General features: G+C 69.0%; 23 protein-coding genes. 15 read left to right on the top strand and 8 right to left on the bottom strand.

Translation table 11 applies throughout. The features are described 5' to 3' along the window. Positions 1-3 precede the first annotated feature (3 nt). The 3 genes from grxC to ACG0Z3_RS08405 all read left to right on the top strand — a co-directional run bounded on the left by grxC (position 4) and on the right by ACG0Z3_RS08405 (position 1,935). Positions 4-264, top strand: a complete 261-nt coding sequence (gene grxC, locus ACG0Z3_RS08415; RefSeq protein ID WP_268165274.1) for a glutaredoxin 3 — start codon at positions 4-6, stop codon at positions 262-264. Positions 265-381: 117 nt separating this feature from the next. Next, a complete protein-coding gene (gene secB, locus ACG0Z3_RS08410; RefSeq protein WP_394396821.1) occupies positions 382-855 on the top strand; it encodes a protein-export chaperone SecB in 474 nt (157 codons plus the stop codon). An 81-nt stretch (positions 856-936) separates the two neighbouring features. After that, positions 937-1,935 carry an NAD(P)H-dependent glycerol-3-phosphate dehydrogenase gene (locus ACG0Z3_RS08405; RefSeq protein ID WP_394396856.1) on the top strand — a complete coding sequence of 333 codons (999 nt, stop codon included), beginning with the start codon at positions 937-939 and terminating at the stop codon, positions 1,933-1,935. Between the two features lie 22 nt (positions 1,936-1,957). On the opposite strand, the gene ACG0Z3_RS08400 is transcribed toward ACG0Z3_RS08405, so the two are convergent. From ACG0Z3_RS08400 to ACG0Z3_RS08390, 3 genes are read right to left on the bottom strand one after another with little or no spacing between them, the layout of a single operon-like run. Further along, positions 1,958-2,713: a tRNA-uridine aminocarboxypropyltransferase gene (locus ACG0Z3_RS08400; protein ID WP_394396820.1), complete on the bottom strand. Its 756-nt coding sequence runs from the start codon at positions 2,711-2,713 to the stop codon at positions 1,958-1,960. A 4-nt stretch (positions 2,714-2,717) separates the two neighbouring features. Beyond that, the gene (gene trmL / locus ACG0Z3_RS08395; RefSeq protein ID WP_394396819.1) at positions 2,718-3,188 is read right to left on the bottom strand and encodes a tRNA (uridine(34)/cytosine(34)/5-carboxymethylaminomethyluridine(34)-2'-O)-methyltransferase TrmL; all 471 of its coding nucleotides are present in this window, start codon (positions 3,186-3,188) and stop codon (positions 2,718-2,720) included. An 18-nt stretch (positions 3,189-3,206) separates the two neighbouring features. Then, positions 3,207-3,962, bottom strand: a complete 756-nt coding sequence (locus tag ACG0Z3_RS08390; protein WP_394396818.1) for a ComF family protein — start codon at positions 3,960-3,962, stop codon at positions 3,207-3,209. A gap of 23 nt (positions 3,963-3,985) precedes the next feature. On the opposite strand from ACG0Z3_RS08390, the gene ACG0Z3_RS08385 reads away from it, so the two are divergent. From ACG0Z3_RS08385 to ACG0Z3_RS08355, 7 genes are all read left to right on the top strand, one after another. Next, complete coding sequence (locus ACG0Z3_RS08385) at positions 3,986-4,900, top strand: class I SAM-dependent methyltransferase (RefSeq protein WP_394396817.1); 915 nt, start codon at positions 3,986-3,988, stop codon at positions 4,898-4,900. 252 nt (positions 4,901-5,152) lie between these two features. Continuing rightward, positions 5,153-6,274, top strand: coding sequence for a cytochrome c oxidase subunit II (gene coxB / locus ACG0Z3_RS08380; protein ID WP_394396855.1), 1,122 nt, complete (start codon positions 5,153-5,155; stop codon positions 6,272-6,274). A gap of 30 nt (positions 6,275-6,304) precedes the next feature. Continuing rightward, positions 6,305-7,957 carry a cytochrome c oxidase subunit I gene (gene ctaD, locus ACG0Z3_RS08375; protein WP_394396816.1) on the top strand — a complete coding sequence of 551 codons (1,653 nt, stop codon included), beginning with the start codon at positions 6,305-6,307 and terminating at the stop codon, positions 7,955-7,957. A 5-nt stretch (positions 7,958-7,962) separates the two neighbouring features. Next, complete coding sequence (locus tag ACG0Z3_RS08370) at positions 7,963-8,067, top strand: cytochrome oxidase small assembly protein (RefSeq protein WP_268165280.1); 105 nt, start codon at positions 7,963-7,965, stop codon at positions 8,065-8,067. 6 nt (positions 8,068-8,073) lie between these two features. Then, positions 8,074-8,670, top strand: a complete 597-nt coding sequence (locus ACG0Z3_RS08365) for a cytochrome c oxidase assembly protein (RefSeq protein WP_394396815.1) — start codon at positions 8,074-8,076, stop codon at positions 8,668-8,670. Next, positions 8,667-8,909 (top strand): DUF2970 domain-containing protein, encoded by a 243-nt coding sequence (locus tag ACG0Z3_RS08360; protein WP_394396814.1) that lies wholly within the window; start codon positions 8,667-8,669, stop codon positions 8,907-8,909. The genes ACG0Z3_RS08365 and ACG0Z3_RS08360 overlap by 4 nt, the downstream gene beginning before the upstream one ends. 46 nt (positions 8,910-8,955) lie before the next feature. After that, positions 8,956-9,840 carry a cytochrome c oxidase subunit 3 gene (locus tag ACG0Z3_RS08355; protein ID WP_394396813.1) on the top strand — a complete coding sequence of 295 codons (885 nt, stop codon included), beginning with the start codon at positions 8,956-8,958 and terminating at the stop codon, positions 9,838-9,840. Positions 9,841-9,906: 66 nt separating this feature from the next. Here the strand turns inward: ACG0Z3_RS08355 and ACG0Z3_RS08350 are convergent, their stop codons facing one another. Continuing rightward, positions 9,907-10,128, bottom strand: coding sequence for a DUF2909 domain-containing protein (locus ACG0Z3_RS08350; RefSeq protein WP_394396812.1), 222 nt, complete (start codon positions 10,126-10,128; stop codon positions 9,907-9,909). A 30-nt stretch (positions 10,129-10,158) separates the two neighbouring features. Here ACG0Z3_RS08350 and ACG0Z3_RS08345 point away from each other — a divergent pair, with 30 nt between their 5' ends. The 5 genes from ACG0Z3_RS08345 to ACG0Z3_RS08325 are packed head-to-tail and all read left to right on the top strand — an operon-like array spanning position 10,159 to position 14,113. Beyond that, the gene (locus ACG0Z3_RS08345) at positions 10,159-10,866 is read left to right on the top strand and encodes an SURF1 family protein (protein ID WP_394396811.1); all 708 of its coding nucleotides are present in this window, start codon (positions 10,159-10,161) and stop codon (positions 10,864-10,866) included. A gap of 4 nt (positions 10,867-10,870) precedes the next feature. Further along, a complete protein-coding gene (locus ACG0Z3_RS08340) occupies positions 10,871-11,515 on the top strand; it encodes an SCO family protein (protein ID WP_394396810.1) in 645 nt (214 codons plus the stop codon). After that, positions 11,512-12,603 carry a COX15/CtaA family protein gene (locus tag ACG0Z3_RS08335; protein ID WP_394396809.1) on the top strand — a complete coding sequence of 364 codons (1,092 nt, stop codon included), beginning with the start codon at positions 11,512-11,514 and terminating at the stop codon, positions 12,601-12,603. The genes ACG0Z3_RS08340 and ACG0Z3_RS08335 overlap by 4 nt, the downstream gene beginning before the upstream one ends. Positions 12,604-12,605: 2 nt before the next feature. Beyond that, positions 12,606-13,511, top strand: coding sequence for a heme o synthase (gene cyoE / locus ACG0Z3_RS08330; protein WP_394396808.1), 906 nt, complete (start codon positions 12,606-12,608; stop codon positions 13,509-13,511). Further along, the gene (locus ACG0Z3_RS08325; RefSeq protein WP_394396807.1) at positions 13,508-14,113 is read left to right on the top strand and encodes an SCO family protein; all 606 of its coding nucleotides are present in this window, start codon (positions 13,508-13,510) and stop codon (positions 14,111-14,113) included. The genes cyoE and ACG0Z3_RS08325 overlap by 4 nt, the downstream gene beginning before the upstream one ends. A 56-nt stretch (positions 14,114-14,169) precedes the next feature. On the opposite strand, the gene rpoH is transcribed toward ACG0Z3_RS08325, so the two are convergent. The 4 genes from rpoH to ACG0Z3_RS08305 all read right to left on the bottom strand — a co-directional run bounded on the left by rpoH (position 14,170) and on the right by ACG0Z3_RS08305 (position 21,505). Then, positions 14,170-15,087: an RNA polymerase sigma factor RpoH gene (rpoH, locus tag ACG0Z3_RS08320; protein WP_394396806.1), complete on the bottom strand. Its 918-nt coding sequence runs from the start codon at positions 15,085-15,087 to the stop codon at positions 14,170-14,172. A 145-nt stretch (positions 15,088-15,232) separates the two neighbouring features. Further along, complete coding sequence (locus ACG0Z3_RS08315) at positions 15,233-15,736, bottom strand: chemotaxis protein CheW (protein ID WP_394396805.1); 504 nt, start codon at positions 15,734-15,736, stop codon at positions 15,233-15,235. A gap of 31 nt (positions 15,737-15,767) precedes the next feature. Continuing rightward, complete coding sequence (locus ACG0Z3_RS08310; RefSeq protein ID WP_394396804.1) at positions 15,768-18,944, bottom strand: PAS domain S-box protein; 3,177 nt, start codon at positions 18,942-18,944, stop codon at positions 15,768-15,770. After that, positions 18,941-21,505, bottom strand: a complete 2,565-nt coding sequence (locus ACG0Z3_RS08305) for an ABC transporter permease (protein ID WP_394396854.1) — start codon at positions 21,503-21,505, stop codon at positions 18,941-18,943. Before ACG0Z3_RS08305 ends, ACG0Z3_RS08310 begins: the two co-directional genes overlap by 4 nt. Positions 21,506-21,536 lie beyond the last annotated feature (31 nt).

Genomic DNA, 21,536 nt, shown 5'->3' with positions numbered 1-21,536 from the left:
GCCATGGCCACCGTGAAGATGTACACCACCCAGGTCTGCCCGTTCTGCGTGCGCGCCAAGATGCTGCTCAAGCAGCGCGGTGTGGAGCAGATTGACGAGGTCCGCATCGACCTGAACCCCGAGGAGCGCCAGGTCATGATGGACAAGACGGGACGCCGCACGGTGCCGCAGATCTTCATCGGCGACACCCATGTGGGGGGCTGTGACGACCTGATCGCGCTGGACCAGCGCGGCGGGCTGCTGCCATTGCTCCAGGCGGCCTGATTTCAAGACCCGGGCAAGCCCGGTCAGGCCTGTCACGAGGCCTCGCCCATAATCCAGCTACCGCCCGCAGCGCGCCGCCTGCGGGCTTTTGTTTGACGCTTCGCTAGAGAGAGTTTCATGGCCGACGAGATCCAAGCTGCCGCCGAAGGCACCCCCGTGTTCCAGATCCAGCGCATGTACCTGAAGGATCTGTCGCTGGAGCAGCCCAATGCGCCGCACATCCTGCTGGAGCAGCAGCAGCCCCAGGTCGACATCAACCTGACGCTGTCGGCCGAGAGCGTCACCGACGGCATCTTCGAAGTCTGCGTGACGGCCACCGTCAACACCAAGGTCGGCGACAAGACGCTGTTCCTGGTCGAGGCCAAGCAGGCCGGCATCTTCGAGATCCGCCACGTGCCGCAAGATCAGCTCGAAGGCATCCTGGGCATCGTGTGCCCGCAGATGGTCTACCCCTACCTGCGCGCCATCGTGTCCGACGTCTGCACCCGCGCCGGCTTCCCGCCCGTGCTGCTGACCGAAGTGAACTTCCAGGCCATGTTCGAGGCCCAGCAGGCCCAGCGCGCCGTCCAGGGCGGCCAGGCGGTCAACTGATCATTCAGGCCCTGGCCTGTTGATGACGCCCCGCCCCGTGCGGGGCGTTGTGCTTGAGGGACACTTTCGCGCATGACGACGATGAAGATCAGCGTTCTCGGTGCCGGTGCCTGGGGCACGGCGCTGGCCATCCAGGCCGCACGGGCAGGCCATGATGTGCAGCTGTGGGCGCGCGACGCCGAGGCCGTCGCGCAGATGCGGGCGACGCGCCGCAACGCGGCCTACCTGCCCGACAGCGATCTGCCGGGGCCGCTGGGGCTGACGGCTGACCGTGCCGCCGCCGTGGCCCATGCAGCGGGCGGCCTGACCATCATCGCCACGCCCATGTCCGGCCTGCGCGAGACGCTGGCGGCGCTGCCCGCCACGCAGCGCGTGCTGTGGCTGTGCAAGGGCTTCGAGGCCGGCACCGGCAAGCTGGGCCACGAGATCGCGCGCGAGCTGCAGCCGGCCATGCGCGTCGGCGTGCTGTCCGGCCCCAGCTTCGCGCAGGAGGTGGCCGCCGGCCGGCCGACGGCGCTGGTGGCCGCCAGCGAGGACGCGGGGCTGGCCCAGGCGGCGGTCGACGCCTTCCATGGTGAGCGGCTGCGCGTCTACACGTCCGCCGACCCGGTGGGCGTGGAGGTGGGCGGTGCGGTCAAGAACGTGATGGCCATCGCCGTGGGCATTTGCGACGGCCTGTCCGGCGCCGCGCCGGACGCGCCGGGCCTGAATGCGCGCGCCGCGCTCATCACGCGCGGCCTTGCCGAGATGCTGCGCCTGGGCGTCGCACTGGGCGCCAAGGTCGAGACCTTCATGGGCCTGTCGGGCCTGGGCGACCTCGTGCTGACGGCCACGGGCGACCTGTCCCGCAACCGCCGCGTGGGCCTGCTGCTGGCCCAGGGGCTGGCGCTGCCGCAGATCCTGCAGCAGCTGGGCCATGTCGCCGAGGGCGTCTACAGCGCGCCGACCGTGCTGGCGCGTGCGCGCGCCGTCGGTGTCGAGATGCCCATCACCGAGGGCATGGTGGCGCTGCTGGACGGGCGGCTGCAGGTCGGCGCGGCGGTCGACTCCCTGATGGGCCGCGAGGCGCGGGCCGAGTAGCGATTCGGGCGGCCCGGCCCGATCAGGCCGTGCACGCCGCCTGCCGGGCCACGGCGTTCTTCAGGCGCTGGTGCATGGCGCCGTCCGGGACGGCGGGCAACTGGTTTTTCGCCTGCAGGTAGTGGTGCGTGAAGACGCCCAGGTAGGCGTCCAGCGCGTCAGCTGCCATCGCGTCGCCCGCCAGGTTCAGGCACTGTGCGGCGACCTCGCTCGTGCAGAAGTGATCGTCGCAGCGCGAACGGCGCAACCGGTATTGCGAGGTGCTGGCGGGCTCGAGGCTGAGCACCGGCATGTGGTTCAGATAGGGGCTGCGGCTGAACATCTTGCGCGCCTCGGACCAGGTGCCGTCGAGCAGGATGAACAGCGGGCGCTTCATAGCGCCGCCCGGGCCCGTGGCGGGCGGCTGGACGGCGTGCACCACGCGTTCCGGCGCGGCGTACTGGCCCGGGAATACGACATGGCAGTCCCAGCCGGGATCGCCCAGCAGCGCGATGAGTGCGGGATCGGTGCGGGTTCGCGACCAGCTGAAGGCGAAGGTGTCGGTCACCAGGTCCGCGATCAACCAGCCGGTGTTGGTCGGCTTCAGCGGCTCGATGTCGGCCATCAGCAGGCACACCGCCGCGCGCGTGCGCATCGGCGTGCGCAGGGCGCAGATGCAGTGGGTCGGGGTGAGCCGGCAGCCCTCGCAGCGCTCGCGCTTGAAACCGCCGCGCGCCGTGAAGGGCTCGTCGGTGCTGGCCAGACGCGCGGCGCGCAGAAGGGAAACGGCGTGGGACACGCGCTCAGCCACCGCCGGCGTAGCCGTTCTGCCGCCAGGCCTCGAACACCGCGACCGCCACGCTGTTGCTCAGGTTGAGGCTGCGCTGGCCTTCGCGCATGGGCAGCCTGACGCGCTGTTCGAGCGCAAACCCGTCGCGCAACGCGGGCGGCAGGCCGGCCGTCTCGCTGCCAAATACCAGCCAGTCGCCCGGCCGCCATGTGACCTCGCCAAACGGGCGGCTGCCACGCGTCGTGAAGGCGAACAGGCGCGTCGGGTCAGGCGATTCAGCGACCAGGAAGGCGGCCCAGTCGGCATGGCGCTGCACTCGGGCGTACTCGTGATAGTCCAGCCCGGCGCGCTGCAGCAGCCGGTCCTCCATCGAGAAGCCCAGCGGCTCGATGAGGTGCAGCGTGCAGCCGGTGTTGGCGGCGAGCCGGATCACATTGCCCGTGTTGGGCGGGATCTCCGGGTGAACGAGGACGATATGGAACATGGGCGGATTGTCCCGCCCCTATCCGTCTCCGGGCTCGGGTGTGCGTGCGATGACCCAGGCCTGCACGCTCATGACGCCGGCCTGCAGCAGCACGCGGGCCAGCTCGTACAGCGTGGCGCCGCTGGTCATCACATCGTCCAGCAGCGCGACGTTGGTGCCGCGCAGCTGGCCGGCCTTCTGGGGCTCGATGGCGAAGATGCCGTGCACGTTGGCGGCGCGGGCATCCAGCTTCAGGCTGGCCTGGGCCTCAGTGTGGCGCACGCGCAGCAGCAGGTCCGGCTCGCAGCGCAGGCCGCGCCGTCGTGCCAGCGCCCGGGCCAGCTCGTGCGACTGGTTGTAGCCGCGTTCGCGCAGCCGCTCGGCGGACAGCGGCACGGGCAGCAGCCAGTCGGGGGCGCTGACCTCCGAGGCGTTGAGGGCGCAGTTGAGCCGCTCCAGCAGGCTCTCCCGCAACTCCAGGGCCTGGTGGTACTTGAAGTGCTGCAGCAGGCCGTCCCAGGGAAAGCCGTACTCCAGTGCGGCCACGGTGTGGTCCAGAGGTGGCGCCTGCAGCAGGCAGCGTCCGCACTGCGGCCGCGGGCGTCCTGTCATCGTCGGCGGCAGCCGCGTGGCGCAGGTCCAGCAGCGAGGCTGTGGGCGTGCATACAGCGTGATGCAGGACTCGCAGATGGTCTGGTGGCTCCAGGCACGGCAGACCGTGCACTGGCCCGCACAGCGCAGCAGCACCCGCTCCACGGGTGCGGGCTTCTGGGCGGCCAGGAAGCGCGAGGGCATCGGGTCAATATACTGACCGACCCATGAGTGAGCAGGCTGCGCCCCCTACTTCAAACAAGGGGCTGCGGCCCCAGGACCTCGATCCCGCCGCGCTGCGTCACCAGGCCCGGCGCCTGGCCCGGGCGCAGCAGGCGCCCTGGCTGCATGCCGAGGTGGCGGCGCGGATGGCCGAGCGTCTGCCCCTGATCAAGCTGAGGCCGGCGCGCGTGCTCGACGTCTCGCCCGCGCTCGGGGCGGGTGCGGCAGCGCTGCGCCAGGCCTACCCCGATGCCGAGATGCTCTGGCATGAGGACGACCCGGTGCTGGCTGCACGCGTGCCGCCAGCGAGCTGGTGGCGCCGGCTGCTGGGCACGGGGGGCGGGCGGCTCGACGCGCTGCCGGCGCGCCCGGAGGTGGACATGTTGTGGTCCAACATGGCGCTGCACGCGGCGGTCGACCTGCCCGAGACCTTGCAGCGCTGGCAGGCCAGCCTGGCGGTCGGCGGCTTCGTGATGTTCTCGTGCCTGGGGCCGGACAGCTTTGTCGAGCTGCGCCCGCTCTTCGCCCGTGCTGGCTGGGGCCGGACGGCCCCGGACTGGTGGGACATGCATGACATCGGCGACCTGGTGTTGAAGGCGGGGCTGGCCGATCCGGTCATGGACCAGGAGCGCGTGCGCCTGACCTGGGGCGGCCCGGAGCGCTTGTTGGCGGACCTGCGGGCGCTTGGCGGGAACGTGGCCCCCGCACGCTTTGCGGGCCTGCGCGGGCGCGGCTGGCGCCGGCAGGTGCTGGCCGAGCTCGAGAGCTTGCGCGACGACCAGGGGCGCCTGGCGTTGACGCTGGAGCTGGTGTTTGGCCACGCATTCAAAGCTGCGCCCCGGCTCGCGGTGGCTGCCGAAACCCATGTGCCCGTCGATGCCTTGCGTGCCAGCCTTCGCCAACACCGCAGCGGCAGCTGACTTGCTAGGTAGTTGCGAGGGGTCTGGCCCCCCGGGGTGACGGGGGTGCCTGGGCTAAAATTCCGCGCCGCCAAGAGGGTTTAGGGCAAAACCCGGCCCGTTCGTCTGCGGGTCTTGCGGCACCAGGTCCGGCTCGCCGGGCGGATGGCCAAGTCCCGCTCTTCAAAGAACCAAGTGACAACCATGACGATGATGAACGCACGAGTGCAGAGCGCCTCACGCGGATGGGCCCTGCGGGCTGCCGCTGCGGCGATGACGGCCCTGGCGACGGGTTCCGCCCTCGCGGTGAACGATCTCAAGGGCGGCCCCGGCGTCAATCAGATCAACCTGCACGAGCCGGTCACGCGCATTGCGGCCGACCAGATGTGGTTGCACAACTTCATGCTGGTCATCTGCCTCGCCATCTTTGTGGCGGTGTTCGGCGTGATGTTCTATTCCATCTTCAAGCACCGCAAGTCGAAGGGGGCCGTGTCGGCCAACTTCCACGAGAGCGTGGCGGTCGAGATCGCCTGGACCGTGGTGCCGCTGCTGATCGTCATCGGCATGGCGCTGCCGGCTACCAAGGTCGTCGTCGCGATGAAGGACACGACCAACGCCGACGTGACCATCAAGGCCACCGGCTACCAGTGGAAGTGGGGCTATGACTACCTGAAGGGCGAAGGCGAGGGCATCGGCTTCCTGGCCACGCTGGACACCGAGCAGCGCGAGCAGTCCAACTCCGGCAAGCCCACCCCGGTCGACAACTACCTGCTGAAGGTCGACAACCCGCTGGTGGTGCCGGTGGACAAGAAGATCCGCATCATCACGACGGCCAACGACGTCATCCACGCCTGGATGGTGCCCGCCTTCGGCGTGAAGCAGGACGCCATCCCCGGCTTCGTGCGCGACACGTGGTTCAAGGCCGAGAAGATCGGTGACTACTACGGTCAGTGCGCCGAGCTGTGCGGCAAGGAACACGCCTACATGCCCATCCACGTGAAGGTGGTGTCCGCCGAGGACTACACCAAGTGGGTGGACGGCGAGAAGAAGAAGCTGGCCGCCAAGGCTGACGACCCGAGCAAGGTCTGGGAGCTGGCGGCGCTGGTGGCACGCGGCGAGAAGGTCTATGCCGCCAACTGCGCGGCCTGCCACAAGGCTGACGGCACGGGCGCCGGCCCCATCAAGGCGCTGGACAAGTCGGCCATCGTGCTGGACGCTGACAAGGGCAAGCAGATCAACATCCTGCTCAACGGCGTCATGGACAAGGGCATGCCGGCCTGGAAGCAGCTGAGCGACACCGACATCGCCGCCGTCATCTCGTACACCAAGAACGCCTGGTCCAACAAGACCGAGCAGATCGTGCAGCCGGCCGAGATCGTGGCCGCACGCAAGTAACCGTCAGAACGCCGAATCAGAGGTAATCCCATGAGTGCAGTGCTCCCCCCCCACGGCGCGGTCGGTGGTCATGCCGGCCATGACGGTCACGCCCACGACGACCATCACGATCACCACGCGCCCACCGGCTGGCGCCGCTGGGTGTTCGCCACCAACCACAAAGACATCGGCACGCTGTATCTGCTGTTCAGCTTCACGATGCTGATGATCGGCGGCATCCTGGCGCTTTGCATCCGCGCCGAGCTGTTCCAGCCGGGTCTGCAGTTCTTCAACCCCGAGCTGTTCAACCAGTTCACGACCATGCACGGTCTGATCATGGTGTTCGGGGCGATCATGCCGGCCTTCGTCGGCTTCGCGAACTGGATGCTGCCGCTGCAGATCGGCGCCAGCGACATGGCGTTCGCGCGCATGAACAACTTCAGCTTCTGGCTGATGATCCCGGCCGCCATCATGCTGGTCGCGAGCTTCTTCATGCCGGGCGGCGCACCCGCCGCCGGCTGGACGCTCTACGCGCCGCTGACGCTGCAGATGGGCCCGTCCATGGATGCCGGCATCTTCGCGATGCACATCCTGGGCGCCTCGTCCATCATGGGGTCGATCAACATCATCGTGACCATCCTCAACATGCGCGCCCCGGGCATGACGCTGATGAAGATGCCGATGTTCGCGTGGACCTGGCTGATCACGGCCTACCTGCTGATCGCCGTCATGCCTGTGCTGGCCGGCGCCATCACGATGACGCTGACCGACCGCCACTTCGGCACTGCCTTCTTCAACCCGGCAGGCGGCGGCGACCCGGTGATGTACCAGCACATCTTCTGGTTCTTCGGTCACCCCGAGGTCTACATCATGATCTTGCCGGCCTTCGGCATCGTCAGCCAGATCGTGCCGGCCTTCGCCCGCAAGCGCCTGTTCGGCTACGCCTCCATGGTGTACGCCACGGCGTCGATTGCCATCCTGTCCTTCATCGTGTGGGCCCACCACATGTTCGCCACCGGCATGCCGGTGACGGGACAGCTGTTCTTCATGTACGCGACCATGCTGATTGCGGTGCCCACGGGCGTGAAGATCTTCAACTGGCTGGCCACGATGTGGCGCGGCTCGATGACGTTTGAAGTGCCCATGCTGTGGGCCGTCGGCTTCATCTTCGTGTTCACGATGGGCGGCTTCACCGGCCTGATCTGCGCGATGGCGCCGATCGACATCCAGATCCAGGACACCTACTACGTCGTTGCCCACTTCCACTACGTGCTGGTGGCCGGCTCGCTGTACGCGCTGTTCGCCGGCGTCTACTACTGGGGCCCGAAGTGGTCGGGCGTGATGTATTCGGAGTTCCGCGGCAAGGTCCACTTCTGGGGCTCGCTGATCTTCTTCAACATCACCTTCTTCCCGATGCACTTCCTGGGTCTGGCCGGCATGCCCCGTCGCTACGCCGACTACCCGATGCAGTTCACCGACTTCAACCAGATCGCGTCCATCGGCGCCTTCGGTTTCGGGCTGATGCAGGTCTACTTCTTCCTGTTCGTTGTCGTGCCCATGATGCGCGGCAAGGGCGAGAAGGCCCCGCAGAAGCCGTGGGAAGCCGCTGAAGGCCTGGAGTGGGAAGTGCCGTCGCCGGCGCCGTTCCACACCTTCGAGACGCCGCCCAAGCTGGACGCGTCGGCCACCAAGATCATCGGCTGACCGTGATGACGCCCGAACAGCGCAAGAGCAACCGCCGGCTGGGTTTGATCCTGCTGAGCGTGGCGCTCGCCTTCGGGGTGGGCTTCATGGCCAAGATGGCCCTGCTGTAAATCGCCATGCGTCTGCTCGATACCCTGCATCGCGACAACCGCCAACTGCTTCTGAAGCTGGTGGTGGTGGTCGCGTTGATGCTCGGCTTCGGCTACGCGTTGGTGCCGCTGTACAAGCACATCTGCGAGGCGCTGGGCATCAACGTGCTGTCGCTGTCCGAGCGCCAGGGCCTGACCGCCAAGAGCGATGCCACCGGCAACGGGCAGATCGACTACAGCCGCACCATCACGGTGGAGTTCGACACCAATGCGCGCGGCCCCTGGGACTTCAAGCCCGAGGTGCGCCACATGACGGTGCACCCGGGTGAACTGAAGCAGGTCATGTACGAGTTCCGCAACAAGCAGGACCGCACCATGGCTGCCCAGGCCATCCCGAGCTATGCGCCCATGCAGGCCAGCGCGCATTTCAACAAGCTGGAATGCTTCTGCTTCAACGAGTACACGTTGCAGCCGGGCGAGACCAAGCAGTGGCCGGTCGTGTTCGTCATCGACCCCAAGCTGCCCAAGGATGTGAAGACCGTCACCCTGTCCTACACCTTCTTTGAGGTGGCGGGCAAGGGCGGCGTCAGGGTGGGCCAGGCCTCCAAGGGGCAGGCGCTGTGAGCGCGCCCGGCCAGGATCTGAAGGAAGCGGTGGGCCGCAAGGCGTCCATCATCCAGACGATCTCTGCCGTGGCCTGGAGTTTTTTCGGCGTCCGCCGGGGGCGTGACCATGAGAACGACATGGCCAAGCTCAACCCGGTGCACGTGATCATTGCGGGCCTGCTTGGCGCAGCCCTGTTTGTGTTGGTGCTGGTGCTGGTGGTCCGCTGGGTCATCAGCAGTGGCGTGGCGGCGGCCTGAGGCCTGGCCCGCCAGGTTCAGAACAAGCGAGAACTAGGAGAACGACATGTCGGCAGCGACAACTTCGGGCAGCGCCCCGTACTACTTCGTTCCGGGCCCGTCGCGGCATCCGGTGATGGCCGCGATCGGTCTGTTCTTCGTCATCCTCGGCGCAGGCCAGTGGATCAACGGGCATCAGTGGGGCGCTTACTCGCTGGCCTTCGGTCTGCTGTGGTGGGCCTTCGTGCTGAAGCAGTGGTTCGGCGACGCCATCCGCGAGAGCGAGGGCGGCCTCTACAGCGACCGCATCGATGTGTCCTTCCGCTGGAGCATGGGCTGGTTCATCTTCTCGGAGGTGATGTTCTTCGCGGCCTTCTTCGGCGCGCTGTACTGGGCCCGCGTGTTCTCGGTGCCGGCGCTCGGCAGCCTGGAGAACAGCCTGCTGTGGCCTGACTTCAAGGCTGTCTGGCCCAGCATCGTGGCGGGCGCCACGGCGTCGCCGGCCGGCACGGTCGAGCCCTTCACCACCATCGGCCCCTGGCCGCTGCCCACCATCAACACGGCGCTGCTGCTGACCTCTGGCGTCACGCTGACCATCGCTCACCACGCGCTGATCGCCGGCAACCGCGCCAAGACCATCGCCTTCATGTGGGCCACGGTGCTGCTGGGTGTGGTGTTCCTGTTCGTGCAGGGTTTCGAGTACGCCCATGCCTACAAGGACCTGAACCTCAAGCTCAGCTCCGGCATCTTCGGCTCGACCTTCTTCATGCTGACCGGCTTCCACGGCTTCCACGTCTTCGTGGGCATGCTGATGCTGCTGTTCATCACCATCCGCCTGCACAAGGGCCATTTCACGTCCGAGCGTCACTTCGGCTTTGAAGGCGCGGCCTGGTACTGGCACTTCGTCGACGTCGTCTGGCTGGGCCTGTACGTCGTCGTCTACTGGATGTAAGACGGGCTCAGCCCCAAAAGACAAAGCGCCGCGGAAGCGGCGCTTTTTTTACGGGGCTTGCCGGGGTCAGCGACCCATGGGCACGCCCTTGGGTTCTATCCATCCCATGGCCCAGCACAGCAGGATGAGGGCGAACAAGGCCACCGACACGGCGATGCGCACGGTCAGCGCGCGAGCCATGTTGGCGCCGCGCTTGTCACCCTTCTGGCCGCTGCGCAGCATGAAGAAGCCGGCGGCGGCCAGCGCGCCGAGGATGCCGATGAAGGCGATCAGGAACACGAATTTCATGGCCGATGATTATCCGCCCCGGGGGCCGGCATGACGACGCGTCGCTGGCTGGTGTTGATCGCCACCCTACTGGCCGTGGCGTTGACGGCACGGCTGGGCGCCTGGCAACTCGACCGCGCTTCACACAAGCTGGCACTGCAGGCGGCCGTTGACGCCGAGGCTGCGCGGCCGCCGCTGCGCAACGCCGACCTCGGTGATGCTGCCGTCCACCGCGGCGTCGTGTTGCGCGGTACCTGGGTGACGGAGCGCACCGTGTGGCTGGACAACCGGCCCATGGACAGCCGTGCGGGCTTCTACGTCGTCACGCCGCTGCGGCTGGCCGGCCGTGCCGACGCCGTGCTTGTGCAGCGAGGCTGGGCGCCGCGCGACCCGACCGACCGCAGCCGCGTGCCGCCGCTGGCGACGCCGCCGGGCGAGGTCGAGATCACCGGCCGGCTGGCCGCTGCGCCGTCGCGGCTTTATGAGCTGGGCCAGGGCGCGGCCGGCGTGATCCGGCAGAATCTCGATCCGGCAGCGTTTGCCGCCGAGTCGGGCTTGGTGTTGCTGCCGCTCACCGTCGTGCAGACCGCGCCCGCCGGCGCCGACGATGGCCTGCTGCGCCACTGGCCGGCGCCTGACCTCGGTCTGCACAAACACTATGGCTACGCCTTTCAATGGTTCGCGCTCTGCGCGCTGATCGTCGGTCTCTATGTCTGGTTCCAACTCCTCCGTCCCCGGCTCCGCAGGCAGCCCTCCTGAGCCAGTGAGCTTTGCGGTTCACAGCCTGCCCGAGCCCGGCGCCACGGCGCAGCGGGCCGGGCGCTTGAAGATGCTGTTCTTGCTGGCGCTGTGCGCTGCGCCGGTGGTGGCGTCCTACTTCACGTTCTACGTGATCAAGCCCAGCGGCTCGGCCTACAGCGAACTCATCACGCCCACGGTCGACCTGCCTGCCGATCTGCCGCTGACCGACCTGCAGGGCCGCGCCGTGCCTGCAGAGTCGCTGAAGAACCAGTGGCTGCTGACGGTCGTGCAGCCCGCAGCCTGCCCCGAGGCCTGCGAGCGCCAGCTCTACGTGCAGCGGCAGTTGCGCGAGATGCTGGGCAAGAACCGGGATCGCGTCGACAAGCTCTGGCTGATTCCCGAGGACGGTGCCGTACCGCGCCCCGAGCTGCTGGCCGCGCTGAGCCAGAAGGGCGTCGAGGTCACGGTGCTGCGCGTGCCGGGCGAGCGCCTGCAGGCCTGGCTCAAGCCGGCGGCGGGCAAGGCGCTGACCGACCACTTCTTTCTCGTCGACCCGATGGGCCGCTGGATGATGCGCTCCCCAGCCGACCCCGAGCCCAAGAAGCTCAAGGGCGACCTCGACAAGCTGCTCAAGGCGGCCGCCGGCTGGGACAACGCAGGGCGATGAACGAGCTGCTGCTTCCTCTGGGCCAGGTCGCCGCCATCGGCGGCGCGGTCGCGCTCGGCCCGCTGCTGTGGTGGCGCCAGCGCTCGCGTTCGCAGACGCCGGTGGGCCGGCTGCGCGCACTGACGCTGCTGACGCTGTTCCTCACCTTCGACCTCATCCTCTTCGGGGCCTTCACGCGGCTGACCGACTCGGGCCTGGGCTGCCCGGACTGGCCGGGCTGCTATGCCTCGGCCAGCCCGCTGGGCGCGCGCCATCACATCGAGGCGGCACAGACGGCCATGCCCACTGGCCCGGTCACGCACACCAAGGCCTGGATCGAGATGTTGCACCGCTACCTGGCCAGCGGCGTGGGCCTGCTCATCCTGGTGCTGTGCGTGCTCAGCTGGCACCTGCGCCGGCAGGCCGGGCCGGAACCGGCACCCTCGCCGTGGTGGCCCACGCTGTCGCTGGTGTGGGTCTGCGTCGTTGGTGCCTTTGGCGCGCTGACGGTCACCATGAAGCTGTTCCCGGCCATCGTCACGGGCCATCTGCTGCTGGCCATGGGCCTGCTGATGCTGCTGGCCTGGCAGCGCGAGGCCTACGAGCCCCGCCCTCTGGCGGCACCGCGAGTGCTGCGGCCGGCGGTCGCGGCAGTGCTGCTGTTGACGCTGTGCCAGGTTGCCCTGGGTGGCTGGGTCAGCACCAACTACGCCGTGCTGGCCTGTGACCAGTTCCCGACCTGCCACAACGGCGAGTGGTGGCCCCGCATGGACTTCGCTCAAGGCTTCCAGCTGTGGCGCGAGCTGGGCGAGCGCGCCGATGGCAGCCTGCTGGGCTTCGATGCGTTGACGGCCATCCACATGGTCCACCGGCTCGGCGCAGCGGTCGTGTTCAGCGCCATCCTGGCGCTGGCCTGGGCCTTGCGCCGGGTCGCGCCGGGCTGGTCGCGCGCGCTGCTGGCCGGGGCCGGCTGGCAGCTGGCCTCCGGCCTGTCCAACGTCGTGCTCGACTGGCCCATCGTCGCGGCCCTGGCCCACACCGGCGGCGCCGCCGTGCTGCTGGGCCTGCTCACCACCTTGTTCGCGCGCCTGCGGGCGCGTCCGCTCTGATCATGGCTACCTCGTCCACCGCCGGCCTGTCCGTGCGCAACCCGCGCTGGCGGCAGTTCTACCAACTGACCAAGCCACGCGTCGTCCAGCTCATCGTTTTCTGCGCCGCCATCGGCATGGCGCTGGCCGTGCCAGGGCTGCCCGACCTGACCCAGGCCGTCACCATGCTCGCGGCGATTGCCGGCATCTGGCTGGTGGCCGGCGCGGCTGCCGCGTTCAACTGCCTCATCGAGGACGGCATCGACGCGCGCATGAAGCGCACCGCCTGGCGTGCCACCGCCAAGGGCGAGCTGAGCCGCCCGCAGACGCTGGCGTTCTCGGCACTGCTGTGCGGGGCTGGCATGGCGCTGCTCGGCCTGTACGTGAACGTGCTGACGATGTGGCTGACCTTTGCCACCTTCGTGGGCTATGCGGTGGTCTACACCGTCATCCTGAAACCCATGACGCCGCAGAACATCGTCATCGGCGGCGCCTCGGGGGCCATGCCGCCGGTGCTGGGCTGGGCGGCCATGCGCGGCGAGGTGGGCTTCGAAGCCTGGCTGTTGTGCCTCATCATCTTCCTGTGGACGCCGCCGCACTTCTGGGCGCTGGCGCTGTACCGCGCCGAGGACTACGCCCGCGCCGGCCTGCCCATGCTGCCCGTCACGCATGGCAACGACTACACGCGGCTGCAGATCCTGCTCTACACCTGGGTGCTGTTCGCGGCCACGCTGCTGCCCTTCCTGGCGGGCATGAGCGGCTGGTTCTACCTGCTCAGCGCCATCGCGCTGGGCCTGGGCTTTTGCGCCTATGGCTTCCGGCTGTGGCGCGGGTATTCGGAGGTGCTGGCACGGCGGACCTTCTGGTTCTCCATCTGGCACCTGTCGCTGCTGTTCGCGGCCTTGTTGATCGACCACTACCTGCCATGAGCACTCGCCGTTTTGCCCTTGCCGCGCTGAGCGCACTTGCCCTTGCGGGCTGCCAGAAGTCCGAGTCGGCCAAGCTTGGCTTCAAGGGCATCGACCTGACGGGCGTCGAGTACGCCCGCCAGCTCAACCTGACCGACCAGGACGGCCGCGCCCGCTCGCTGGCAGACTTCAAGGGCAAGGTCGTCGTCGTGTTCTTCGGCTACACGCAATGCCCCGATGTCTGCCCGACGACGATGGCCGAGGTGGCCGAGGTCAAACGCTCGCTGGGCGCCGACGCTGACAAGGTGCAGGGTGTCTTCGTCACCGTCGATCCGGAGCGTGACACGGCGCAGTTGCTGAAGGCTTACATCACGGCCTTCGACCCCAGCTTTGTCGCGCTGCGCGGCAGCGAAGAGCAGACCAAGGCCGCCGTGAAGGAGTTCAAGGCTTTCGCCGCCAAGGTGCCCGGCAAGACGCCGGAGACCTACATGGTCGACCACACCGCCGCCAGCTACGTGTTCGACACCGAAGGCCGCGTGCGCGTCTACGTCCGCTACGGCGCCGGCGCCGAGCCGTTGGCGCACGACATCAAGCTGCTGCTAGCCGACGCCGGACAGAAATGACACGACAATGAGAAAAGGCCCCGCGTTAAGGGGCCTTTTGCTTGGAGGGCGCGGGCTCAAGCCGCTTCGGTCAGCGCCTTCTTCATCTTCTTCATCGCCGCCACCTCGATCTGGCGGATGCGCTCGGCCGACACGCCGTACTCGGCGGCCAGTTCGTGCAGCGTCATGCCGCCGGAAGTGTCGTCGTTCACCTTCAGCCAGCGCTCCTCGACGATGCGGCGGCTGCGCGGGTCCAGCACGTCCAGCGCGCGCTGGATGCCGTCGCCGGCCAGGCTGTCGCGCGAGCGGGCCTCGATGACGCGCGTGGGCTCCTGGCTGTCGTCGGCCAGGTAGGCGATGGGGGCGAAGCTCTCGCCGTCGTCGTCGGTCTGCGGCTCCAGCGCCACGTCGCCGCCCGACAGTCGGGTCTCCATCTCCAGCACTTCCTCGCGCTTGACGTTCAGCTCGCGGGCCACATGGGCGACCTCGGCTTCCGTCAGCGTGGCGCGGTGCGTGGCGTCATCCGCCTGGCCTGCCTTGAGCTGGTGCTTCATCGAGCGCAGGTTGAAGAACAGCTTGCGCTGGGCCTTGGTCGTCGCGACCTTGACCATGCGCCAGTTCTTCAGGATGTACTCATGGATCTCCGCCTTGATCCAGTGCATTGCGTAGCTCACCAGGCGCACACCCTGATCGGGGTCGAAGCGCTTGACGGCCTTCATCAGGCCCACGTTGCCTTCCTGGATCAGGTCGCCCTGGGGCAGGCCGTAGCCGACGTACTGGCGGGAGATGGACACCACCAGGCGCAGGTGCGACAGCACCATGCGGCCGGCGGCCTCCAGGTCACTCTTGTCGCGCAGGCTGCGCGCGGCGGAGGACTCTTCCTCAGCCGTCAGCAGCGGCAGGCGGTTGACGGCAGAGATGTAGGCGTCGAGATTGCCCAGCGAGGGCACCAGGGCCCAGGGGTCGCGGACGGCAATGGCGGAAGAAGCAGACATCGTCTTGATTCCTGGCTAACCGCCGCGTGAAATGCAGCGGTGAAGGAATATTAGCACTCCCTCGCGGCGAGTGCTAAGGCCGATGCTGCCTGGCCTGGAATGCTGTGTTGGCACCGCTGAAACAGTGGGCGGGCACTGACTTGGGTCAATCGACCAGGCCGAAGTCCGGGCTTTTGATCATGGCCTCGATGTCCAGCAGGATGAGCATGCGCTCGCCGAGCTTGCCCAGGCCGGTGATGAAGCGCGCGTCCATGGCGGCGGGCACTTCGGGCCGGGGCTTGATCTCATCGGTGCTGAGTTCCAGCACGTCGGACACCGAGTCCACCACGATGCCCACCACGCGGCCGGCCACGTTCAGCACGACGACGACGGTGAAGGCGTTGTATTCGCCGGGCTGGCCCAGCCGGATGCGCAGATCCAGGATGGGCACGATGACGCCGCGCAGGTTGACGACGCCCTTGACGAAGGACGGCGCATTGGCCACGCGTGTGGGCGCCTCATAGGAACGGATTTCCTGCACTCGCAGGATGTCCAGGCCGTATTCCTCGCCGCCGATGCGGAAGGTCAGGAACTGGGCCGCGTCGGTGCGGGTCACGGTCTGCACGGCCTGGGCGCCGGCGTTGGCGGGAACGAGGTCGGTGGAGCTCATCGGAACAGGGCGGAGTGTGAATATTGACGCCTCATTCTGCCCGCTCCTTGGCGCCGGCCTGCATCAACAAATCGTCAACCAGGGCCAGCAGTTCACGCACATCCAGCGGCTTGGTGACGTAGTGATGCGCGCCGGCCTGCCGGGCCAGCGCGATCTGCTCGGGCTGTGCGTTGGCTGACACGACGACGGCCGGTGGTGCCGCGACGCCCTGTTGTTGCAGCCGCTGCAGCAGAGCCAGTCCGTCGCCGTCGGGCAATTGCCAATCCAGCAAGAGCAGTTCGGGCGAGCGTTCGCGCAGGGCCCGCCAGCCGGCTTCCAGCGTCGGTGCGATCTCCAGCTCCAGCCCGGGGCGCTGCGCCAGGATGCCGCGCATGACCTCGACATTCAGCGGGTTGTCCTCGACGTAGAGCACGCGCCGGTGCGCTGCGGCCGTGGGCCGGCTGGGCTCCTGCAGGCCGGCCTCGGCCGTGCCGGTCGGTGCGGTGCTGGCCGCTGGCAGGCGCAGCACGAAGCACGCGCCCGGGCCATCGACGGCCTCGGCCCGCAGGCTGCCGCCCATCATCTCGGCGAGCCGCTGGCTGATGACCAGTCCGATGCCGGTGCCGGGCAGGCCGCTGCCCTCGCGGCCCAGGCGGTTGAAGGGCTGGAAGAGTGCGTCCCGTTGCTCCTGCGTCAGCCCCAGCCCGGTGTCGCGCACGGCGGTCTCCACCCAGCCGGGCTGCGGGCAGCTGACCTCGATGGTGATGCTGCCACCCGGGCGGTTGTACTTGACGGCATTGCTGAGCAGGTTGGTCAGCACCTGTGTCACGCGGGTGGGGTCGCCAATGGCGCGCAACGCCGCAGGCGCCAGGCGCTGGCTGATGGACAGCCCCAGCTCGGCGGCGTTCTGCTGGACCATCGCCAGCGCGCGGGCCAGCAGCGGCGGCAGCTCCAGCGGCACGAGGGCCAGCCGCAGGGAGCCGGTCTCGATGCGCGAGAGGTCCAGCGTGTCGTTGATCATCTCCAGCAGGTGCCAGCCCGCCTGCGCGATCTGTTGGGCGCGGGCGCGCTGCCCTGGGGGCAGGGGCTCGCCTGCATCCATCTGCATCAGCTGCGTGAAGCCCAGGATGGCGTTCATGGGGGTGCGCAGCTCGTGGCTCATGCGCGAGAGGAACTCGTTCTTGGCCAGGTTGGCGGCCTCGGCGGCCTCTCGGGCGCGACCGAGCTCCTCGATGCGCAGCTGGTCCGTGATGTCCTCGACCACGCCCACCAGCCGGTGCGGCCGGCCGTCGTCGCCGCGCAGCAGGCTGACGAGCACACGGGCATGGGCCACGCTGCCGTCTGGCCGCAGGTAGCGCTTCAGGCGGCGGTAGAAGGGCAGTTCGCCGCGCATCAGGCGGCGCGCCAGGCGGACGTCCTCGCGGCGGTCGTCGGGGTGGGTCACGTCGATGCTGCGCCGCCCCATCAGCGCGTCTGCCGGGTGCCCCACCAGGTGGCAGAAATACGTGTTGACCTCCTGGAAGCCGCCGTTCAGGTCGGTGAAGACGATGCCCACGGGTGCCGTCTCGAAGATGCTGCGAAAGCGCTGCTCGCTCAGCCGCAGGGCCTGCTCGCCTCCGGCTCGGCTGGCGATCTCGCGCTGCAGCTCGGCAGTGCGCTCGGCGATCTGCGACTCCACATGGCGAGTGCGGCCGGACATCAGCAACAGCAAGGCGCCCACCATGGCCGTCGTCAGCAGGCCAGCCAGCGCGAACGCCCAACTGCGCCCAGGTGGTGGCGCCTGGCCGGGCAGGTCGTAGAAGCGTGCCTCCCAGCGCTGCCCGCCGAATTCCAGTGGCACGGTCACTGGCGGCAGCAGCGCGGTCGGACTGCCCTGAATCGCCTCGCAACCCAGTCGTCCTCCCAGGCGTGGAGATGCTGTGCCCGGCGTCATGTCTACCAGGCAGGCACCCAGTCGGGACGGCCAGTCGGCGGCCAGCCGGGACAGCAGCAGGTCGGGCCGCAGCGTGGCGAACACGTAGCCGCCCGTGGCTGCAGTGCCTGACTGGGCCGACCGGTCCAGCGCCTGGTAGACGACGACGCCCACGCCGCCGTCCCGGTCCTGAGACAAGTGGAAGCCCATGGACGCCACCGGGCGTCCCAGCCGCGCCGCCTGCTCGGTGGCGCGTCGCACCACGGGGATGCTGCGGATGTTGATGCCCAACGCGCCAGCGTTGCGCGACAGCGGTTCTATGAGCCGGATGGCGGTGACGTCCTCGTCGGGCGATGTGCGGATGTCGCCAGCACGGGCGCGGTCACGCACCCCGTAGCCGCCGGGAAAACGATCAGGCGCGGCTGCAGCGGTGAACCCCGCCAGCTGCGCCCGGGGTACCGTCAGCGCCAGCCCCAGCGCGATCAGCGAGCTGTCCTCGCGGAGGAATCCGCTCGTTGCGTGGGCGAAGGCCTCCCGGGTGAGGCGGGGCTGGGCTTTCACCAGCGCATGCACGCCCTCCAGGGCCAGCAACGGCTCGCGCAGCCGGCTGGCCAGTGTTTGCGCCGCGTTGCCAGCCTCGCGCGCGAACTCGGCGCGATGGCTCTGCCGGTCCCAGGCCATCGTCGTGGCCACCCCGAGGCCGACGATCAGCGTCGTCAGCAGCAGCGGCAGACCCACACTGAAGCGTCGCACGGCCCAGGCGGCGTCGGGTTGACCCAGCAGCGCCAGCGTGATGGGCGTCGCGATCAGCACACCCATCAGGTCCCCGGTCCACCAGGTCATCCAGACCAGTGCCATCTGCGCGTTGGTGATGACATCGGTCCCACGCAGCAGCAAGGTGGCGCAGCTCGGGCTGATGCAGCCGGCCAGGGCCGCAGCGGCCAGGTAGGCGGCAATCTCACGTGGCGAAGCCAGCACCATCTGCCGCCCGCACCACCGCTGCATCAGCCGTGCGCCGAATGCAGCCTGGGCTGCCGCGCCGCAGCCTATGCCTGCGGCCAGCGGCAGCATCTGCTCGCCCTGGTTGCTCATCGTCGTGGCCTGCACGATGAACGAGCCCAGCGCCACGGCCGGCAGGTAGCGCGGCCCCAGCACCAGCAGCATCGCCAGGCCCCAGCCGGCGGCCGGGTACAGCGGCGCCACCTGGTAGGGCGGCAGCACCATCAGCAGACCCAGCCGCCCGAGCAGGTAATAGATGAGCGTGATGCCCGCAGACAGGGCCAGGTAGCGGCCGACGCTGCGGGCCGGCGCGCTCATTCGGCCTCGGCCTCGCGAAGCGTCTGCACCACGGGGCGCTGCAGCACGCCGCGCAGGCTCCACCACCCGGCGCTCCAGGCCAGCAGGGCGCCACCCGCGGCGCTGGCTGCGGGCACCCAGAGGTTGATCTTCCAGGGGAACTCGAACACGAAGTGCACCATCAGCCCGGCCAGCAGCAATGCCACCGCCCCGGCCAGGAAGCCGGCCAGCGCGCCCACCCCCAGCAGCTCTGCCCGCTGCACCTTGGCGAGCAGCGACGAGGCGGCGCCCAGCGCCCGCATCAGCCCGAACTCTCTGGCGCGCGCCTCTCGCGTGCTGCTGACGGCGGCGATCAGCACCACCAGCCCCGAGGCCAGCGTGAACGCGAACAGGAACTGGACGGCCTGGATGACCTGATCGAGCACGCGCTGTACCTGCTGGATCTGCGCCGACACGTCGATGACCGTCAGGTTGGGGAACTGCCGTGCCAGCTCGCGGTCCAGCTTGCCGGCGGCCGGCGTGCGGTAGGCGGCGATCAGCGTGGTGGGCAGGTCCGGCAGCGCGGCCTGCTCGAACAGCACGAAGAAGTTCGCGCGCATGGACGACCAGTCCACCTTGCGCAGGCTGGTGATGCGGCCCTGCACCACCTGCCCGGCGATGTCAAAGCTCATCGTGTCGCCCAGCTTCACGCCCAGCGTCTCGGCCAGGCCGGCTTCCACGCTCAGACCCATCTCGCCGGGCGGGGCGCTGCCCCAGCGGCCCTGCAACAGCGTGTTGTGCTCGGGCATGGCGGCAGCGTGGCTGAGGTTGAACTCGCGCTCGGCCAGGCGCTGTGCCCGGTCATCGCTGAAGCGCTTGGCCTGCACCGGCTCGCCCCTGAGCGCCGTGAGCCGGCCGCGGAACATCGGATACCAGTCGTAGCCGGTGACGCCGGCGTTGGCCAGCGTGCGCTGGAAGGCCTCGCCCTGGTCGGGCTGGATATTGATGACGAAACGGTCCGGCACCGAGGCCGGCGTGGCGGCCCGCCAGCTGTCGATCAGCTCGGTGCGCAGCAGCACCAGCAGCGCGAGTGCCAGCAAGCCTACGGCCAGCGACGACACCTGCATCACCGCGAAGCCGGGCCGTGCGGCCACCTGGCGCGTGGCCAGCAGCAGCCAGCGCGGCACGCCGGCATGGCTGATGTTGGACGGCACGATGCGCCGCAGCAGCTTGACCGCCAGCCAGGCCAGCGCCGCGAACACCAGCACCGCGCCGGCGAAGCCGCCCGCCGCGATGGCGCCCAGCTTCAGGTCGCCCGCCAGCACGAGCAGGATGCCTGCCAGGCCTGCCACGCCCGCGCCCAGCACGAGCAGCGAGCCGGCCTTGGGGGCGCCCAGGTCGCGCCGGATCACGCGCAGCGGCGGCACGGCCGCCAGCTGCAGCACGGGCGGCAGCCCGAAGCCCATCAGCAGCGACAGCCCCAGCCCCAGCCCCAGCAGCGCCGGCCACAGGCTGGGCGCGGGCAGTGCCACGTCGATCAGGCCGGACAGCAGCGACACGAACACCTGGTGCAGGGCCAGCCCCAGCAGCACGCCCACCGCGCTGGCGGCCAGGCCGGCCAGCAAGAACTCCAGCCCGTAGGCCCAGGCAATGCGGCGCTGCGGCTGGCCCAGCACGCGCAGCATCGCGCAGGCATCCAGATGCCGCGCCGCGAAGTCCCGGGCGGCCAGCGCGACCGCCACGGCGGCCAGCAGCGCCGACAGCATGGCCACCAGCCGCAGGAAGCGCCCGGCGCGGTCCAGCGTCTGGCGCATCTCGGGGCGGCCGGCCTCCATGGACTCCAGTCGCACGCCGCGCAGCTTCTGCTGCTCCAGCAATTGCGCGGCGTCGCGCGTGAAGCGCTTCATGGCATCCGCGGGTGCGCCGGGGCCGGGCACGACCGCCAGGCGGTAGGTCAGGCGGCTGGCCGGCTGCACCAGCTGCGTGGCCGCCAGGTCCACCTCGTTGAGCATCACGCGTGGCGCGAAATTGATGAAGCCGCCGCCGCGATCGGGTTCGGTCTCGATCAGCGCGGCCAGCCGGAGCCTGCTCTCGCCCAGCAGCAGCATGTCGCCGAGCTTGAGGTTGAGTGCATCGGCCAGCGCAGGGTCGATCCAGACTTCGCCCGCTGCCGGCGCGCCGCTGCGGCCCGGCAGAGCCTCGCGCAGCTGGACCCGGCCGCGCAGCGGGTAGCCGTCGCTGACCGACTTGACCGACGCCAGCCGGCTCTCGCCGCCCTGGGCGTCTTCGGCGCGCGCCATGCTCGGGAAGACGGCGCTGCGCACGGTGGCGAGCTTCAAGGTCTGCGCCAGGTCGACGATGGCGGGCGGCGTGGGCTGGTCGCTGGCGACGACCGCGTCGCCGCCGATCAGCTGGGCCGCATCGCGACGCAGACCCTGGTCCAGCCGGTCCGACAGGAAGGCCACGGCGCACAGGGCTGCCACGGCCAGCGTCACTGCCAGCATCAGCAGCCGCAGTTCGCCGGCCCGCCAGTCCCTCAGCAACTGCCGCCAGGCAAGCAGGGCAACGGCGGGCGGGCGCGGGTCAGAGGCGGCGGCAGACATCATGCGGCTGACTGTAGCGTTGCGACAGGCC

The sequence above is a fragment of the Pelomonas margarita genome (genome assembly GCF_043555875.1).
Taxonomy (GTDB): Bacteria; Pseudomonadota; Gammaproteobacteria; order Burkholderiales; family Burkholderiaceae_C; genus Pelomonas; species Pelomonas margarita.
The sequence above is the reverse complement of the archived record's forward strand: the minus strand, read 5'-3'. Positions and strand labels throughout refer to the sequence as shown.

What these genes read in the sequence shown, in the direction of transcription:
- grxC (WP_268165274.1), top strand. Translation starts at nt 4, where the DNA reads ATGGCCACCGTGAAGATGTACACCACCCAGGTCTGCCCGTTCTGCGTG.
- secB (WP_394396821.1), top strand. Translation starts at nt 382, where the DNA reads ATGGCCGACGAGATCCAAGCTGCCGCCGAAGGCACCCCCGTGTTCCAG.
- ACG0Z3_RS08405 (WP_394396856.1), top strand. Translation starts at nt 937, where the DNA reads ATGAAGATCAGCGTTCTCGGTGCCGGTGCCTGGGGCACGGCGCTGGCC.
- trmL (WP_394396819.1), bottom strand. Translation starts at nt 3,188, where the DNA reads ATGTTCCATATCGTCCTCGTTCACCCGGAGATCCCGCCCAACACGGGC.
- ACG0Z3_RS08390 (WP_394396818.1), bottom strand. Translation starts at nt 3,962, where the DNA reads ATGCCCTCGCGCTTCCTGGCCGCCCAGAAGCCCGCACCCGTGGAGCGG.
- ACG0Z3_RS08385 (WP_394396817.1), top strand. Translation starts at nt 3,986, where the DNA reads ATGAGTGAGCAGGCTGCGCCCCCTACTTCAAACAAGGGGCTGCGGCCC.
- coxB (WP_394396855.1), top strand. Translation starts at nt 5,153, where the DNA reads ATGACGGCCCTGGCGACGGGTTCCGCCCTCGCGGTGAACGATCTCAAG.
- ctaD (WP_394396816.1), top strand. Translation starts at nt 6,305, where the DNA reads ATGAGTGCAGTGCTCCCCCCCCACGGCGCGGTCGGTGGTCATGCCGGC.
- ACG0Z3_RS08370 (WP_268165280.1), top strand. Translation starts at nt 7,963, where the DNA reads ATGACGCCCGAACAGCGCAAGAGCAACCGCCGGCTGGGTTTGATCCTG.
- ACG0Z3_RS08365 (WP_394396815.1), top strand. Translation starts at nt 8,074, where the DNA reads ATGCGTCTGCTCGATACCCTGCATCGCGACAACCGCCAACTGCTTCTG.
- ACG0Z3_RS08355 (WP_394396813.1), top strand. Translation starts at nt 8,956, where the DNA reads ATGTCGGCAGCGACAACTTCGGGCAGCGCCCCGTACTACTTCGTTCCG.
- ACG0Z3_RS08350 (WP_394396812.1), bottom strand. Translation starts at nt 10,128, where the DNA reads ATGAAATTCGTGTTCCTGATCGCCTTCATCGGCATCCTCGGCGCGCTG.
- ACG0Z3_RS08345 (WP_394396811.1), top strand. Translation starts at nt 10,159, where the DNA reads ATGACGACGCGTCGCTGGCTGGTGTTGATCGCCACCCTACTGGCCGTG.
- ACG0Z3_RS08335 (WP_394396809.1), top strand. Translation starts at nt 11,512, where the DNA reads ATGAACGAGCTGCTGCTTCCTCTGGGCCAGGTCGCCGCCATCGGCGGC.
- cyoE (WP_394396808.1), top strand. Translation starts at nt 12,606, where the DNA reads ATGGCTACCTCGTCCACCGCCGGCCTGTCCGTGCGCAACCCGCGCTGG.
- ACG0Z3_RS08325 (WP_394396807.1), top strand. Translation starts at nt 13,508, where the DNA reads ATGAGCACTCGCCGTTTTGCCCTTGCCGCGCTGAGCGCACTTGCCCTT.
- rpoH (WP_394396806.1), bottom strand. Translation starts at nt 15,087, where the DNA reads ATGTCTGCTTCTTCCGCCATTGCCGTCCGCGACCCCTGGGCCCTGGTG.
- ACG0Z3_RS08315 (WP_394396805.1), bottom strand. Translation starts at nt 15,736, where the DNA reads ATGAGCTCCACCGACCTCGTTCCCGCCAACGCCGGCGCCCAGGCCGTG.
- ACG0Z3_RS08310 (WP_394396804.1), bottom strand. Translation starts at nt 18,944, where the DNA reads ATGAGCGCGCCGGCCCGCAGCGTCGGCCGCTACCTGGCCCTGTCTGCG.
- ACG0Z3_RS08305 (WP_394396854.1), bottom strand. Translation starts at nt 21,505, where the DNA reads ATGTCTGCCGCCGCCTCTGACCCGCGCCCGCCCGCCGTTGCCCTGCTT.